Genomic DNA, 14,170 nt, shown 5'->3' on the forward strand with positions numbered 1-14,170 from the left:
GCGCCTTTGCGCCGTGCCCGCCAATCGCGCGAATCGGGGGTACCCCCCATCACGCCATCGCCGCCTGCGGCGTTCCCAGCGCCCGCAGCACATCCCGGATCAGCTGCGCCCGATCGCGAGGCTCGGGCGTCTCCTTCTCGATGCGCAGCTTGTCGTTGCCGGCCAGCTTGATGTGCCGGTTCTTCTGCACCAGCTCGATGATGCGCATTGCATCGACCGGCGGGTTGGGCCTGAAGCTGATCACCATCAGCCTGGGCGCGGCATCGATCTTCAGAACGCCGTAGGGCTTGGCGAGGACGCGCAGGCGATGCACGTCGAACAGGGTCTGGCCCTGCGGCGGCAGCTTGCCGAAGCGGTCGGTGATCTCCTCCAGCATGGCGTCGATGTGCTCGGCCTTTTCTGCCGTGGCCAGGCGCTTGTACAGCGACAGCCGCGTGTGCACGTCGCCGCAGTAGCTGTCGGGCAGCAGCGCCGGCGCATGCAGGTTGATCTCGGTGGCGGCCGACAGCGGCGACAGCAGGTCCGGCTCGCGGCCTGCCTTCAGCGAGCGCACCGCCTCGGCCAGCATGTCGTTGTACAGCTGGAAGCCGACCTCCATCATGTTGCCGCTCTGGTTCTCCCCCAGCACCTCGCCGGCGCCGCGGATCTCCAGGTCGTGCATCGCGAGGTAGAAGCCCGAGCCCAGCTCCTCCATCTGCTGGATCGCCTCGAGGCGCTGCGCCGCCTGCTTGGTGAGCCCCTCCACGTCGGGCACCAGGAGGTACGCATAGGCCTGGTGATGCGAGCGGCCGACGCGCCCGCGCAGCTGGTGCAGCTGAGCCAGGCCGAACTTGTCGGCGCGGCTGATCACGATGGTGTTGGCGCTGGGCACGTCGATGCCGGTCTCGATGATGGTGGAGCACAGCAGCAGGTTGTGACGCTGGGCGACGAAGTCGCGCATCACTGATTCGAGCTGGCGCTCCGGCATCTGGCCGTGCGCCACCGCGATGCGTGCCTCGGGCAGCAGCTGGGCGAGCTTCTCGCGCCGGTTCTCGATGGTCTCGACCTCGTTGTGGAGGAAGTAGACCTGACCGCCGCGCTTGAGCTCGCGCAGCACCGCCTCGCGGATGGTGCCGGTGGACTCGTTGCGCACGAAGGTCTTGATGGCGAGCCGCCGCTGCGGCGCGGTGGCGATGACGCTGAGGTCGCGCAGGCCTTCGAGCGCCATGCCCAGCGTGCGCGGGATCGGCGTGGCGGTCAGGGTCAGCACGTCGACCTCGGCGCGCATCGCCTTGATCGCCTCCTTGTGGCGCACGCCGAAGCGGTGCTCCTCGTCGATCACCAGCAAGCCGAGTCGCTTGAACTTCACGCTGGCGCTCAGCAGCTTGTGCGTGCCGACGACGATGTCGATGCTGCCGTCGGCGATGCCGTCGAGCGCGGTCTTCACTTCCTTGGCGGAGCGGAACCGCGACAGCTCGGCGACCTTCACCGGCCACTTGCCGAAGCGGTCGGAGATGTTCTGGTAGTGCTGCTCGGCCAGCAGCGTGGTAGGCGCGAGGATGGCCACCTGCTTGCCGCCGACGACGGCAACGAAGGCGGCGCGCAGCGCGACCTCGGTCTTGCCGAAGCCCACGTCGCCGCACACCAGCCGGTCCATCGGCCGCGGCGACACCATGTCCTGGATGACCGCGTGGATGGCCGCCTGCTGGTCGGGCGTCTCCTCGAAACCGAAGCTGGCGGCGAAGGCTTCGTAGTCGTGGGGCTGGAAGCGGAACGCGTAGCCTTCGCGCGCAGCGCGGCGAGCGTAGAGATTGAGCAGCTCCGCCGCGGTGTCGCGCACCTGCTCGGCGGCCTTGCGCCTGGCCTTGTCCCACTGCCCCGAGCCCAGCTTGTGCAGCGGCGCCTCCTCGGCGCTGACGCCGGTGTAGCGGCTGATCAGGTGCAGCTGGGCCACCGGGACGTACAGCGTCGCCTTGTCGGCATATTCGAGATGCAGGAACTCGCTGGGTCCGTCGCCGAGATCGATGTTCATCAGCCCGACGTAGCGGCCGATGCCGTGGTTGGCATGCACCACCGGGTCGCCGCCCTTCAGCTCCGACAGGTCCTTGATCAGCGCGTTGACGTCGCTGACTTGCTCCTGCTTGCGCTTGCGCCGCGCCGTCGGCGAGGTGGCGAAGAGCTCGGTCTCGGTGATGAACTGGATCGCGCGGCCCTCGTCCGGCTCGTGCCAGAAGAAGCCCTCGGCGAGCGGCGCCGCGGCGATCGCGAAGCGCTCGTCGCCGGCTTCGAATTCGGCCAGCGTGGCAACGCTCGGCGGCTCGATCCTGTTGTCGCGCAGCAGCTCCAGCAGGCTCTCGCGCCGGCCCTCGCTCTCGGCCACGATGAGCACGCGGTGCGGCGTGCCGGCCACGTGCCGCTGCAGCTTGCCCAGCGGCTCCGGCGTGCCGCGGTCCACGCTCAGGTCGGGCAGCGGGCGCGCCCACTCGAGCGGCTCCTTGCCGCGCAGCGACAAGCTGGCGTGCCGGCCGACGAGGGCGAAGAATTCCTCGACTTTCAGGAACAGGTCCTCGGGCGGCAGGATGGGCCGTTCGCGGTCGTGCTGCAGGAAGCGATGGCGCTCGCGCGTGTCGGTCCAGAAGCGCGCCAGCGCCTCGTCCACTTCGCCGTGCAGCGCCAGGGCCGCCGGTTCGCCGATGTAGTCGAAGATCGTCGCGGTGCTGTCGAAGAACAGCGGCAGGAAGTACTCGATGCCGGCGGTCGCGATGCCGGCCGCCATGTCCTTGTACAGCCGCACCTTGGTGGGGTCGCCCTCGATGCGCTCGCGCCAGCGGGCGCGAAAGGCGGTGCGCGACTCCTCGTCCATCGGGAATTCGCGGCCGGGAAGCAGACGCACTTCCGGCACGGGGTAGAGGCTGCGCTGGGTGTCGGGGTCGAAGGTGCGGATCGAATCGACTTCGTCGCCGAACAGGTCCACCCGGTACGGCACCGGCGAGCCCATGGGATACAGGTCGATGAGGCCGCCGCGCACCGCGTACTCGCCCGGCGACACGACCTGGCTCACATGCGAATAGCCGGCAAGCGTCAGCTGTGCCTTCAGGCCCGCTTCGTTCAGGCTCTCCTTCTGCTTGAAGTGGAAGGTGTAGGCGGCGAGAAAGCTCGGCGGGGCCAGCCGCACCAACGCCGTGGACGCCGGCAGCAGCACGACATCGACCTCGCCCTGGCGGATGCGCCACAGCGTCGCCAGGCGCTCGGAGATGAGGTCCTGGTGAGGCGAGAAGGTGTCGTAGGGCAGGGTCTCCCAGTCGGGAAAGACCGCGATGCGCAGCTCGGGTGCGAAGAATGCCAGCTCCCCTTCGAGCCGCTGCGTGTCGGCCGGCTCGGCCGTGACGATCGCGGTGAGCTGCTTCTGCGCCGCGCGCGACTGCGCGAAGCGCGCCAGCAGCAGCGCGTCGGCCGAGCCGATGGGGCGGGCGAGCGTGAAGCGCTTGCCGGGGGCAATGGAGGGGATCTGCATCGAGGCGAACAAGGGCCAAAGCAAATCGCCCCGAGAGGTGCTTCCCACGGGGCGATGCGAGCGGCGAATTATAGAATTCGGCGCCCTTTGGCCCCCCAACGATGCCCGCACAGTCCCCACGCTTTCATGCCCTGGTGCCTTGCGCCGGGACCGGCTCGCGCGCCGCGACGGCGGGCCCCAAGCAGTACGCCGACGTGGCCGGGTGCAGCGTGGTCGCGCACACCCTGGCGGCGCTGGCCGGCGTGGCGCGGATCGCGCAGGTGCTCGTCGTGCTGGGCCCGGACGATGTGCAGTTCGAAGCGCGCGTGCCGGGGTTTCGCGGCGCGGTGGCCCGCTGCGGCGGCGACACGCGGGCGCAGAGCGTCGCCAACGGCCTGGCCGAGTTGGCACGGCGTGGTGCATGGGAGCACGACTGGGTGCTGGTGCACGACGCCGCGCGCTGCCTGGTGCGGCCCGAGTGGATCGATGCGCTGATCGACGCCTGCGCCGACGACCAGGTCGGCGGGCTGCTGGCGTTGCCGGTGCCCGACACGCTGAAGCAGGAGCGCGACGGCCGCGTTGCCGGCACGCTGGACCGCGCGCACACCTGGCAGGCGCAGACGCCGCAGATGTTCCGACTGGGCACGCTGCGCGAGGCGCTCGTGCACGCCGGCCCCGGCGTCACCGACGAAGCGAGCGCGATCGAGGCCATGGGCTTGGCCCCGCGGCTGGTGCGCGGCTCGCCGGAGAATTTCAAGCTGACCTATCCGCAGGACTTCGAGCTTGCGGAGCGCCTTCTGAGGACACGTTCATGACGACGAAGGCGCAAGCCGCACCGAGCGAGGGGCTGTCGTGACCCGGCCGCCGATTCCCCGCATCCGCATCGGCGAAGGCTGGGACGTGCACGCGCTGGTGAGCGGCCGGCCGCTGATCCTGGGCGGCGTGGAAGTGCCTCACACCCATGGCCTGCTGGGCCACTCCGACGCCGACGCCCTGTGCCATGCGATCACCGACGCGCTGTTCGGCGCACTCGCGCTGGGCGACATCGGGCATCACTTCCCCGATACCGATGAGCGATTCAAGGGCGCCGACTCGCTGGCGCTGCTGGCCGAAGCGGCGCGGCGCGTGCGCGCTGCGCAATGGCACATCGGCAATGTCGACAGCACCATCGTCGCGCAGGCGCCCAAGATGGCGCCGCACATCCTCGCGATGCGTCAGCGCCTGTCGACCGCGCTCGGCGTGGCGCTGGATCAGGTCAGCGTCAAGGCGAAGACCGCCGAAAAGATGGGGCCGGTGGGGGAGGGGCTGGCGATCGAGGCGAGCGCGGTTTGCCTGCTCTTCCGGCCTTGACGCCGGCCGCTGCTCAGGGCGCCTTTTTCAACCGGATGTGCGCGATCAGTCCGCCCTCGGCCGCGTTCGTGATCTCGAACGTCCCGCCCATGCGCTGCACCGCCTTCTCCACGATGGCAAGCCCCAGGCCCGCACCGGTGGCCGCGGTCCTCGCGGCATCGCCGCGGAAGAACGGCGTGGTCAGCTGGGCGATCTTCTTCGGGTCCACCCCGGGGCCGTGGTCACGCACACTGAGGATGACCCACGGGCCCGTGCGCGCATAGCTCACGGTGACGCGGGCGATGCCGGTGTCGGTGGAGCGCCCGTAGCGGCGGGCATTCTCGAACAGGTTCTGCAGCACGCGGCCCAGTTCGGTGTCGTCGGCCATCACCTTGGTGTCGATGGCCACGCGCGACATGATCCGGATCTGGCTGGGGTCGCGGAACGCGGCCATCTCGCGGTCGACCAGGCTGGACAGGTGCACCGGGGTCAGCTTGACCTCGCCCGGGCGCGCATAGTCCATGAACTTGTCGATGATGGCGTCGAGCTGGTCGATGTCGGACGCCATGTTGCGCTTGGCCTCCTCGTCCTGCACGCTCATCTCGGCCTCGAGGCGCAGCCGCGCCAGCGGCGTGCGCAGGTCGTGCGAGATGCCGGCAAGCATCACCGCGCGGTCTTCCTCCACCTTGGCGAGCTCGCGCGCCATGCGGTTGAAGCCCATGTTCACCTGGCGGATCTCGGAGGTCAGCGTGTTCTCGTCGAGCCGCGAATCGAACTCGCCTTCGCGGATGCGGCTCGCGGCGAACGACAGGTCTCGCAGCGGCTGGTTGATGAGCCGCGCGATGGCCACCGAGCCGAGCACGGTGGCCACCAGCGCGATGCCCACCCAGACGACCAGCGTGGTCCAGGTGATCGGCTGCATGCGCGTCGGGTCCGCCTGCAGCCAGTAAGGATCCTTGTCGAACGAGAAGCCCACCCACAGGCCCGACGCGCCATTGACCTCGCTCGCCACCAGCGTGTCGGGGCCCAGCCGCGAGCGCAGCTCCTGTCCGATCGCTCGGGTGAAGCGGTCGACCTCGTAGGGCTCCCACTTGTCCGTGGGCTCGCGCGGCTGCAGGCGCATGGACTCCTGGTTCTGCATGCTCTTGATCAGCGCGACGCGGTTGATGCCATCGGTGCTGCGCAGAGCGACGCGCGACAGGTTCACCAGGCTCGCGATCTGCTGCGCCGCCTGCACGGCGCGCGGCTCGAACTCCATCGCGCGAAAGGTCTGCGTCCAGGCGAACACGCCGCCGGCGAGAAGGATGGCCAGCAGGAAGAAGGTGCGCCAGAACAGGCTGAGCGCAACGTGCTTTTGGGCCATCGAGGGGTGGGAAGGGGCAGAGCTGTCGTAAAGAGCCGGCCCTCAGGCCGGCTTGTGCTTCATGCTGGAGCCCCCTCCCGAAGGGGGCTGGGGGAGCAGTGTATGACCGGCAAAGCCGGATGGGATGGCTACGCCGTGCCATCCGGCACGAAGACGTAGCCTACGCCCCATACGGTCTGGATGTAGCGCGGCTGGGCCGGATCGGGCTCGATCATCTTGCGCAGGCGGGAGATCTGCACGTCGAGGCTGCGGTCGAAGGGCTCGAACTCGCGGCCGCGCGCGAGCTGGGCGAGCTTGTCGCGCGACAGCGGCTGGCGGGGATGGCGCACCAGCGCCTTCAGCATCGAGAACTCGCCGGTGGTGAGCGCGATCTGCTCGCCTTCCTTGGACAGCCGACGCAGCGCCAAGTCGAACTCGAAGGGACCGAAGGTGACCGTCTGCGCCTCCTTGGCCGGTGCCCCGGGTGCCTCGAGCGACGGGCGGCGGCGCAGCACTGCATGGATGCGCGCGAGCAGTTCGCGCGGGTTGAACGGCTTGGGCAGGTAGTCGTCCGCGCCCACCTCCAGTCCGACGATGCGGTCCACGTCCTCGACCTTGGCCGTCAGCATGATGATCGGCGTGACGTCGTTGGCGGCACGCAGGCGGCGGCAGATGGACAGGCCGTCTTCGCCGGGCAGCATCAGGTCCAGCACGATCAGATCGACCGTCTCGCGCGTCAGCACGCGATTCAGCGCCTTGGCGTCCTCCGCGAGCAGCACTTCGAACCCTTCCTGGGTCAGATATCGCCGCAGCAAGTCGCGGATGCGAGCGTCGTCGTCGACAACGACGACGCGGTCGGCGCGGGCGGTAGGTGCGGTGGTCATGGGCAAACTCCAAATTTGTAACAGCGGCATTTTGCGCAGGTTTGCAGACCCATTTTGGGCGGTTTGACCCTCTGTTACAAGTCTTGCGAACCCCGTTTGGACGAGTGCGCCGTTGAAGAGCAAGTACCCTGCGCCCCCTCTGAAAGAGAAGGAATCGATCCCATGAAGCGAGTTCTCGTGACGTCCGTCGTGGCCCTTTCGTGCGGGCTGAGCGCCGCGGCCCGCGCCGACATGCCGCCACCGACCGGTGTCGTCAACCTGAGCGCGACGGCGTCCGTCGAAGTGACCAAGGACCTGATGTCGGTGACCCTGTCGACGACACGCGACGGTCCTGATGCGAACGCCGTGCAGACAGCGCTCAAGCAGGCCCTGGATGCGGCACTGACCGAGGCGCGCCGCGCGGCGAAGCCGGGGCAGGTCGATGTGCAGACCGGCAACTTCTCGCTGTACCCCCGCTACACGAACAAGGGCGTCATGGCCGGCTGGCAGGGTTCGGCGGAACTGCTCGTCGAGGGCCGCGACATGCCGGCGATCGCCCAGCTCGTGGGACGCATCAACAGCCTGACCATCCAGCGCGTCGCCTACGGCCTGTCGCGCGAGCTGCGCGAGCGCAGCGAAGCCGAGGTGACGGCGCAGGCGATCGCGCGCTACCGCGCGAAGGCGGCCGAGTACGCGACGCACTTCGGCTATTCGGGCTACACGCTTCGCGAGGTCAGCGTGAACGCCAGCGAACCGCCCGTCGGCCCGATTCCGATGATGCGCGCGCAGGCCATGGCGATGAAGGAAGACGCCGCGCTGCCGGTGGAAGCCGGCAAGGCGCCGGTCACGGTGAGCGTCACCGGCACGGTGCAGATGACCAAGTGACCGGCGGTGCGGGCTACTGCGCGACCCAGCCGCCGTCCATGTTCCAGGCCGCGCCGCGCACGTTGTCCGCGGCGGGCGAAGCCAGAAATACTGCCAGCTCGCCCAGCTGTTCAGGGGTGACGAACTGCAAGGAAGGTTGCTTTTCGCGCAGCAGCTCGACCTTCGCTTGGTCCACCGGCAGGCTTTCGCGTGCGGCACGGTCATCGATCTGCTTCTGGACCAGCGGCGTCAGCACCCAGCCGGGGCAGATGGCGTTGACGGTGATCCCGGTGGTGGCCGTCTCCAGCGCCAGCGCCTTGGTGAAGCCGACGATGCCATGCTTGGCCGCCACGTACGCCGACTTCTGCGCGGACGCCACCAGCCCGTGGGTCGACGCGATGTTGATGACACGGCCCCAGTTCTTCGTTCGCATCGCGGGAATCGCCAGCCGCGTGGTGTGGAAGGCAGAGCTGAGGTTGATCGCGATGATCGCGTCCCACTTCTCGACCGGGAAGTCCTCCACGTTGGCCACGTGCTGAATGCCGGCGTTGTTGACGAGGATGTCGGTGCCGCCGAATTCGCGCTCGGCGTAGGCCATCATTGCGGCGATGTCCGCCGGCTTGCTCATGTCGGCGCCGTGGTAGCCCACCTTCACGCCGAGCGCGCGAACCTGTGCTTGCGGGCCTTCGGCATCGCCGAAGCCGTTGAGCACGATGTTGGCGCCTTGCCTGGCGAGGCACAGCGCGACGCCGAGTCCGATGCCGCTGGTCGAGCCGGTGACGAGGGCGGTCTTTCCTTTGAGCATGTGCGTATCTCCTGTTGATACGATGCATTATCGAAGACCCCGACCGAGCGCCCGCCATGCAGCAACCCCGTCTCGAACATGTGCAGTGCCTCGATGCGCGCGGCCTGCATCGGATGGCGTACTGGGAGTGGGGCGATGCGGACAATCCGCGCCTCCTGGTTTGCGCGCACGGCCTGTCGCGACAGGGCCGCGACTTCGACACCCTGGCGCGTGCGCTCGTGCCGCACTATCGGGTCGTCGCGCCGGACGTCGTCGGACGCGGCCGCTCCGACTGGCTGGCCGATCCGGCGGGCTATCAGCTTCCGGGCTACGTCGGCGACATGGTGACGCTTCTCGCGCGCCTGAACGCCGACACGGTGCACTGGGTCGGCACCTCGATGGGCGGCCTGATCGGGCTGGGTCTCGCATCGCTCGCCCAATCGCCCGTGCGCAAGCTGGTGCTCAACGACGTCGGCCCGACGATCCAGGCCGAGGCGCTCGCCCGCATCGGCACCTACCTCGGCCTGCCGATGCGCTGGCAGTCGATCGACGAGGCGGCAGACTACATGCTCAGCATCTCCCAGGGGTTCGGCACGCACACGCGCGAGCAGTGGATGGCGCTGACCGAGCCCATGCTGAAGGCCGAAGGCGACGGCTTCAAGCCGCACTACGACCCGGCCATCGCGGTCCCGTTTCGTGCGCTGACGCCCCAGCTTGCGGCGCTCGGCGAGGCGGCGCTGTGGAAGGCCTACGACGCCATCTCGTGCCCCACGCTGCTGCTGCGCGGCGCCGACTCCGACCTGCTGACGCGCGAGACGGCGCTGGCCATGACGCAGCGCGGCCCGAAGGCGCGCCTGCACGAGTTCAGCAACGTCGGTCACGCGCCGATGCTGACGTCGCCCGAGCAGATCGAGGTCGTGCGGGAGTTCCTGCTGTCCCCATGAAGACCGGACTGCAGGCGGGGCACGACAGCGCGGCGCCGATCGTCCAGCTCGTCGACGAGCACGCCGCCGACGAGGCCGCCCAGCTCGCTCGCGCACGGGCCTTCGCCGAGCCGCTGCTGGCCGGCCGGGCGCTGGACACCGGCGAGGATGCGCTCGCGCATGCCGATGGCGTCGCCGCGGTGCTGCAGCAGATCGGCGCGGCGCCGTCGATGCGTGCCGCGGCCTACCTGGTCTACGCCGGCGACTTCCTGAACAAGCCGGAAGAGGTGGTGGAGAAGGCCTTCGGTCCTTCGCACGCGAGCCTGGTGCTGCACACGCGCAAGCTGGTGCAGATCCAGCGGGCGGCGCGCGACGCCAAGGTCGGCGAGGACCAGCGCGCGCTGCAGACCGAACGCGTGCGAAAGATGCTGCTCGCGTTCTCGCGCGACCTGCGGGTGGTGCTGCTGCGGCTGGCGTCGCGGCTGCAGACGCTGCGCTACCACGCAGCCACGCGCCGCGCCTGTCCCGAGGTGCTGGCCCGCGAGTCGATGCAGGTGTTCGCGCCGCTCGCCAACCGCCTGGGCATCTGGCAGATCAAGTGGGAGCTGGAGGACCTGTCGTTCCGCTTCCTGCAGCCCGACGACTACCGCACCGTGGCAAGGCTGCTCGACGAGAAGCGGGTCGAGCGCGAACAGCGCGTGGAGGCATTCCGGGTGCGCCTGATGGCGCAGCTGCGCGCCCACGGTCTGCGCGCGGAAGTGCAGGGGCGGCCCAAGCACCTGTACAGCATCTGGAAGAAGATGCAGGGCAAGAGCCTGGACTTCACCCGCGTGTTCGATATCCGGGCGATGCGCGTCATCGTCGACGGCGTGCCCGACTGCTATGCCGTGCTGAGCCGGGTGCACGAGCTGTACCGGCCCGTGCCCGGCGAGTTCGACGACTACATCGCCAAGCCCAAGGCCAACGGCTACCAGTCGCTGCACACTGTGGTGCTCGACCAGGACGACCGCGCGGTGGAGGTGCAGATCCGCACACGCGCGATGCACGAGCATGCCGAGCACGGCGTCGCGGCCCACTGGGCCTACAAGGAAGCGGGCACCAAGGGCTACGCCGGCGTGGTGGCAGGCGCCGACTTCGACGCTCAGGTGGCCGAGGCGCGCAAGGCGGTGCTGCGACAGCTGCTCGCCTGGGAGCGGGATTTCGCGGCGCCGAGCACCGGTACCGGCGAAGGGGTGTTCGACGATCGCATCTACGTTTTCACACCCGACGCCGCGGTGGTCGAGCTGCCGGCCGGCGCGACGCCCATCGACTTCGCGTATGCGGTGCACACCGACCTCGGCCACCGCTGCCGCGGGGCCAAGGTCGACGGCGCGATGGTGCCTCTGAACACGCCGCTGAAGAGCGGCCAGACGGTGGAGGTGACGGCGATCAAGGAGGGCGGTCCGTCGCTCGACTGGCTCAACGCCGAGCTCGGCTACATGCGCAGCACGCGCTCGCGCGCCAAGGTGCGCGCCTGGTTCAACGCGCTGGCGCTGGCCGGCACCATCGCGCGCGGCCGCGAGGCGGTGGAGAAGCTGCTGCAGCGCGAAGGGCGAACGGCGATCAAGCTCGACGACCTGGCTGCGCAACTCGGTTTCCGCAACGCCGATGCGCTCTTCGAGGTGGTCGGCAAGGACGAGTTCTCGCTTCGGCACATCGAGAACCTCCTGCGCCCGGCGGAGCCGCTGCCGACGCCCGACGAGGTCATCGCGCTGAAGCGAACGCGCGCCGAAGGCGAGTCTCCCAAGGGCGGCGTCCTGGTGGTGGGCGTCGAGTCGCTGCTGACGACGCTGGCGCGCTGCTGCCGGCCTGCACCCCCCGATGCGATCAGCGGCTACGTGACACGCGGCAAGGGCGTCGCGATCCATCGCCGCGACTGCAGCAATTTCCGCGAGATGGCCGCGCGCTCGCCGGAACGCGTCATCGCCGTCGAATGGGGCGTGCCGAGGGGCGACAAGGGTGCGATGTATCCGGTCGACGTGATGGTCGAGGCGGCAGACCGCCAGGGCCTGCTGCGCGACATCTCCGAGGTCTTCGCCAAGGAGAAGATGAACGTCGCCGGCGTGAAGACGCAGACGGTGCGCGATGCGCAGGGCGGTACCGCCTGGATGACCTTCACCATCGAGGTCGCCGACGCCGCCCGGCTGGCCCAAGTGCTGCACCTGGTCGGCCGCGTGGCCGGCGTGCGATCGGCGCGGCGCAAGTGACGGTCGGATCTGCTGCTATACTGCGAGGCTTCGCAGGCGCGTAGCTCAGCTGGTTAGAGCACCACCTTGACATGGTGGGGGTCGTTGGTTCGAGTCCAATCGCGCCTACCAAATTCGGTAGACAGAACAAGCACTTAGCGGAGACGCCAAGTGCTTTTTTGTTGGTGGTACCAAAAAAGTACCAAAAGTCTCTCCTCCGCGGCTGTCCACTTGACCATTGACCTTGCGGCCGATGGCGCAGAGAGTGACTCCGGGTGGAGCGCGCCTACGGTCCACGTCATGCAGCCGGGAGAGGCCTGCAGGTCGCGGAGAGTTTCCCCGCGACAACCAGACTGGAATCGCCATGCACCTTCAAGTACCCATCACCATTGCGGACGAGCTCGACGAGCAGATCGTGGACTCGACCGGATTCCTGGACCTCGCCAGCGGTGAGATCCACGAAGTGACCTACGCCAACTACGACGTGCAGGCGAAAGGCATTCCGGCGACGCTGCCTGACTACGCGTTCACAAGCGGCAAGCTGTCCCATGCCGGGAAGGACGTCGAGTTCAGCGTACAGGTCGACCTCTTCAGCGGTCGCTACAGCGTCACGGCCAACGAACTGCTCGACATCAAGGTCCGCGCCGCCAAGCTCTTCGCCGGAATCCAGGGCAAGGATCTCGCGCGCGCCGGCGGCCAGTCGGCCACGTCGCGCAGGGACATTCACTGACACGAGCGATCAGGCGTACGGCACAGATCGCGCGCGCGTCGGCTGCGTCGGTCTTGTTCGTCTGTACCTCGGCCTGAGGAATGCTGAGGGTCGCACGAACAAGTCTATGCCTCGGTCAAACGGTCGTCATGTTGCATGTGAAGTCACTGCATCGACAGCACCCGCTGCTTGGAGTCGGAGCACGTCGACCGAGATACGCCGAGCCGGCCATCAGGCCGAGGTGTTCAGCGATGGTGTTGGACCAGCCGAGGTCGAAGCCTTTGCAGAAACATACGCTGCGGTCGCGGCCAAGCTGTTCGCGATGTCGATGTCACTTTCGCTGACGCCGATCGGAAGCACCACAACCCCGTCCTCATCCGCCACAAGGCGTTGCCCAGGCATGAGTGTGACGCCTCGAACGCCACCGTAACGTCGGCTCCCCGAGGCCGCCGATGTCCGCGCGGCGAGGTGCGGTGCCCGGTGCCTTCACGCCGATGTCCATCGTGTCGAGCTCTGCGCGATTCGATACACGAGAGATCACTTGCTGACTTGGTGAACGGCGCGAGCGCGAACGTGAAGCCATGGCGTGCAAGACTCACGGTTTCAATCAGCGTGACTGACCTTTCGCCGTGTGCGACCGCGACCGCCCCGATCAATACGACCTCGGGTTAAGAAATCGAACAGCTTGGTGGTGGCCTCGCTCATCCCCGATTCCTGATGCAGTAAGCCCATCGGAAGCATGGGTTGGGTATCACGCATCTTCACCAGCGCAAGTTCACCCTGTTGGACGAAGTCGCGCACGAAGCTGAGCGGCAGCATCGTCAATGCGCCTCGCTGTTGCAGCAGGCGGACCAAGAGCGTTGCGTTTCGCGTGATCAGCGAGTGAGTCCGTGGCATTGCGGGTAGCTTGCTCACGAATTCGTCGAAGCGCTCGCGCGCTGTCGTACCTGACGGCACCATCACCCACAATTGCGCGGCCAGCGAGGCTTCGTCGAACCGCCGGCTGCGCGCCAGTGGGTGGTCAGCCGAGCACACGATCACCACTTCGTCCTCCAGCAGAGGCAGAAACTGCCAACGCTCGGGTATGGCTGAAGGACGTCGACAAGCAACCAAGTCGACTTCCTGACGCGCAATGGCCAAGAGCTGATCTTCTCCCTCTGCTTCGCGAACGTGCACCTCAATGGATGGGAGGCGCTGACTGAACTGGAGCAGCGCGTCTGTGAGCATATTGAGAGCAGCCACGGAAGTGACGAGACGCACTGTCCCTTGCCCATGCCGGTGCCGAGAGGCGATGACTTCGGCGCCTTCGACAAGCCCTTGCATGACTTGGCGGGCCACCGGCAACAGTTCCAGGCAAGTTGTTGTCGGACGGACGCCACGAGCATGGCGGGTAAAGAGCTGCGCTTCCAGCAGCCGTTCAATGTAGGCAAGTGCCTGCGTCACCGAGGATTGCGTCAGGCCGATGGCGTCGGCGGTCCTCTGCACACTTCCAAGTTCCGCAATCTTCAACAGCACTTGGATGTGGCGAAACTTGCCTCGTGTCAGCAGTCGGTTAAGGAGCGTCGAGGCAGTCAGGTTCAAGATATCGGAAATTCTAATACCAGGGCCGCCGAATTCATTGGTGGCAATGGCCGGCGATGGCTACCGTCTGTGGTCAAG

Annotated in this window: 11 protein-coding genes and 1 tRNA gene; 7 read left to right on the forward strand and 5 right to left on the reverse strand. The window is 67.7% G+C overall.

Features of this window, described 5'->3' with window-relative positions; translation table 11 throughout:
- Positions 1-49 precede the first annotated feature (49 nt).
- Positions 50-3,493, reverse strand: coding sequence for a transcription-repair coupling factor (gene mfd, locus P7V53_RS12145; RefSeq protein WP_280155731.1), 3,444 nt, complete (start codon positions 3,491-3,493; stop codon positions 50-52).
- A 101-nt stretch (positions 3,494-3,594) separates the two neighbouring features.
- On the opposite strand from mfd, the gene ispD reads away from it, so the two are divergent.
- Positions 3,595-4,287, forward strand: a complete 693-nt coding sequence (gene ispD / locus P7V53_RS12150) for a 2-C-methyl-D-erythritol 4-phosphate cytidylyltransferase (RefSeq protein WP_280155732.1) — start codon at positions 3,595-3,597, stop codon at positions 4,285-4,287.
- Positions 4,288-4,324: 37 nt separating this feature from the next.
- Positions 4,325-4,822 carry a 2-C-methyl-D-erythritol 2,4-cyclodiphosphate synthase gene (gene ispF, locus P7V53_RS12155; RefSeq protein WP_280155733.1) on the forward strand — a complete coding sequence of 166 codons (498 nt, stop codon included), beginning with the start codon at positions 4,325-4,327 and terminating at the stop codon, positions 4,820-4,822.
- A 13-nt stretch (positions 4,823-4,835) separates the two neighbouring features.
- Here the strand turns inward: ispF and P7V53_RS12160 are convergent, their stop codons facing one another.
- Both P7V53_RS12160 and ompR read right to left on the reverse strand, forming a co-directional pair.
- Positions 4,836-6,164 carry a sensor histidine kinase gene (locus tag P7V53_RS12160; RefSeq protein WP_280155734.1) on the reverse strand — a complete coding sequence of 443 codons (1,329 nt, stop codon included), beginning with the start codon at positions 6,162-6,164 and terminating at the stop codon, positions 4,836-4,838.
- Between the two features lie 128 nt (positions 6,165-6,292).
- Positions 6,293-7,027 (reverse strand): two-component system response regulator OmpR, encoded by a 735-nt coding sequence (gene ompR, locus P7V53_RS12165; RefSeq protein WP_280155735.1) that lies wholly within the window; start codon positions 7,025-7,027, stop codon positions 6,293-6,295.
- 162 nt (positions 7,028-7,189) lie between these two features.
- Here ompR and P7V53_RS12170 point away from each other — a divergent pair, with 162 nt between their 5' ends.
- Positions 7,190-7,891 carry an SIMPL domain-containing protein gene (locus P7V53_RS12170; protein WP_280155736.1) on the forward strand — a complete coding sequence of 234 codons (702 nt, stop codon included), beginning with the start codon at positions 7,190-7,192 and terminating at the stop codon, positions 7,889-7,891.
- A 13-nt stretch (positions 7,892-7,904) separates the two neighbouring features.
- On the opposite strand, the gene P7V53_RS12175 is transcribed toward P7V53_RS12170, so the two are convergent.
- Positions 7,905-8,675, reverse strand: coding sequence for a 3-hydroxybutyrate dehydrogenase (locus P7V53_RS12175; protein ID WP_280155737.1), 771 nt, complete (start codon positions 8,673-8,675; stop codon positions 7,905-7,907).
- Positions 8,676-8,731: 56 nt separating this feature from the next.
- Between P7V53_RS12175 and P7V53_RS12180 the strand changes: the two genes are divergently transcribed.
- The 4 genes from P7V53_RS12180 to P7V53_RS12195 all read left to right on the forward strand — a co-directional run bounded on the left by P7V53_RS12180 (position 8,732) and on the right by P7V53_RS12195 (position 12,532).
- The gene (locus P7V53_RS12180) at positions 8,732-9,598 is read left to right on the forward strand and encodes an alpha/beta hydrolase (RefSeq protein WP_280155738.1); all 867 of its coding nucleotides are present in this window, start codon (positions 8,732-8,734) and stop codon (positions 9,596-9,598) included.
- Positions 9,595-11,823, forward strand: coding sequence for a bifunctional (p)ppGpp synthetase/guanosine-3',5'-bis(diphosphate) 3'-pyrophosphohydrolase (locus tag P7V53_RS12185; protein ID WP_280155739.1), 2,229 nt, complete (start codon positions 9,595-9,597; stop codon positions 11,821-11,823). Before P7V53_RS12180 ends, P7V53_RS12185 begins: the two co-directional genes overlap by 4 nt.
- Positions 11,824-11,857: 34 nt before the next feature.
- A tRNA-Val gene (locus P7V53_RS12190) sits at positions 11,858-11,934 on the forward strand.
- Positions 11,935-12,166: 232 nt separating this feature from the next.
- Positions 12,167-12,532 carry a hypothetical protein gene (locus tag P7V53_RS12195; protein ID WP_280155740.1) on the forward strand — a complete coding sequence of 122 codons (366 nt, stop codon included), beginning with the start codon at positions 12,167-12,169 and terminating at the stop codon, positions 12,530-12,532.
- 582 nt (positions 12,533-13,114) lie between these two features.
- On the opposite strand, the gene P7V53_RS12200 is transcribed toward P7V53_RS12195, so the two are convergent.
- Positions 13,115-14,092, reverse strand: a complete 978-nt coding sequence (locus P7V53_RS12200; protein ID WP_280155741.1) for a LysR family transcriptional regulator — start codon at positions 14,090-14,092, stop codon at positions 13,115-13,117.
- Positions 14,093-14,170 lie beyond the last annotated feature (78 nt).

The sequence above is a fragment of the Piscinibacter sp. XHJ-5 genome, from assembly GCF_029855045.1.
GTDB lineage: Bacteria > Pseudomonadota > Gammaproteobacteria > Burkholderiales > Burkholderiaceae_C > Albitalea.

What these genes read in the sequence shown, in the direction of transcription:
- P7V53_RS12195 (WP_280155740.1), top strand. Translation starts at nt 12,167, where the DNA reads ATGCACCTTCAAGTACCCATCACCATTGCGGACGAGCTCGACGAGCAG.
- P7V53_RS12180 (WP_280155738.1), top strand. Translation starts at nt 8,732, where the DNA reads ATGCAGCAACCCCGTCTCGAACATGTGCAGTGCCTCGATGCGCGCGGC.
- mfd (WP_280155731.1), bottom strand. Translation starts at nt 3,493, where the DNA reads ATGCAGATCCCCTCCATTGCCCCCGGCAAGCGCTTCACGCTCGCCCGC.
- P7V53_RS12170 (WP_280155736.1), top strand. Translation starts at nt 7,190, where the DNA reads ATGAAGCGAGTTCTCGTGACGTCCGTCGTGGCCCTTTCGTGCGGGCTG.
- P7V53_RS12185 (WP_280155739.1), top strand. Translation starts at nt 9,595, where the DNA reads ATGAAGACCGGACTGCAGGCGGGGCACGACAGCGCGGCGCCGATCGTC.
- P7V53_RS12160 (WP_280155734.1), bottom strand. Translation starts at nt 6,164, where the DNA reads ATGGCCCAAAAGCACGTTGCGCTCAGCCTGTTCTGGCGCACCTTCTTC.
- ispD (WP_280155732.1), top strand. Translation starts at nt 3,595, where the DNA reads ATGCCCGCACAGTCCCCACGCTTTCATGCCCTGGTGCCTTGCGCCGGG.
- P7V53_RS12175 (WP_280155737.1), bottom strand. Translation starts at nt 8,675, where the DNA reads ATGCTCAAAGGAAAGACCGCCCTCGTCACCGGCTCGACCAGCGGCATC.
- ompR (WP_280155735.1), bottom strand. Translation starts at nt 7,027, where the DNA reads ATGACCACCGCACCTACCGCCCGCGCCGACCGCGTCGTCGTTGTCGAC.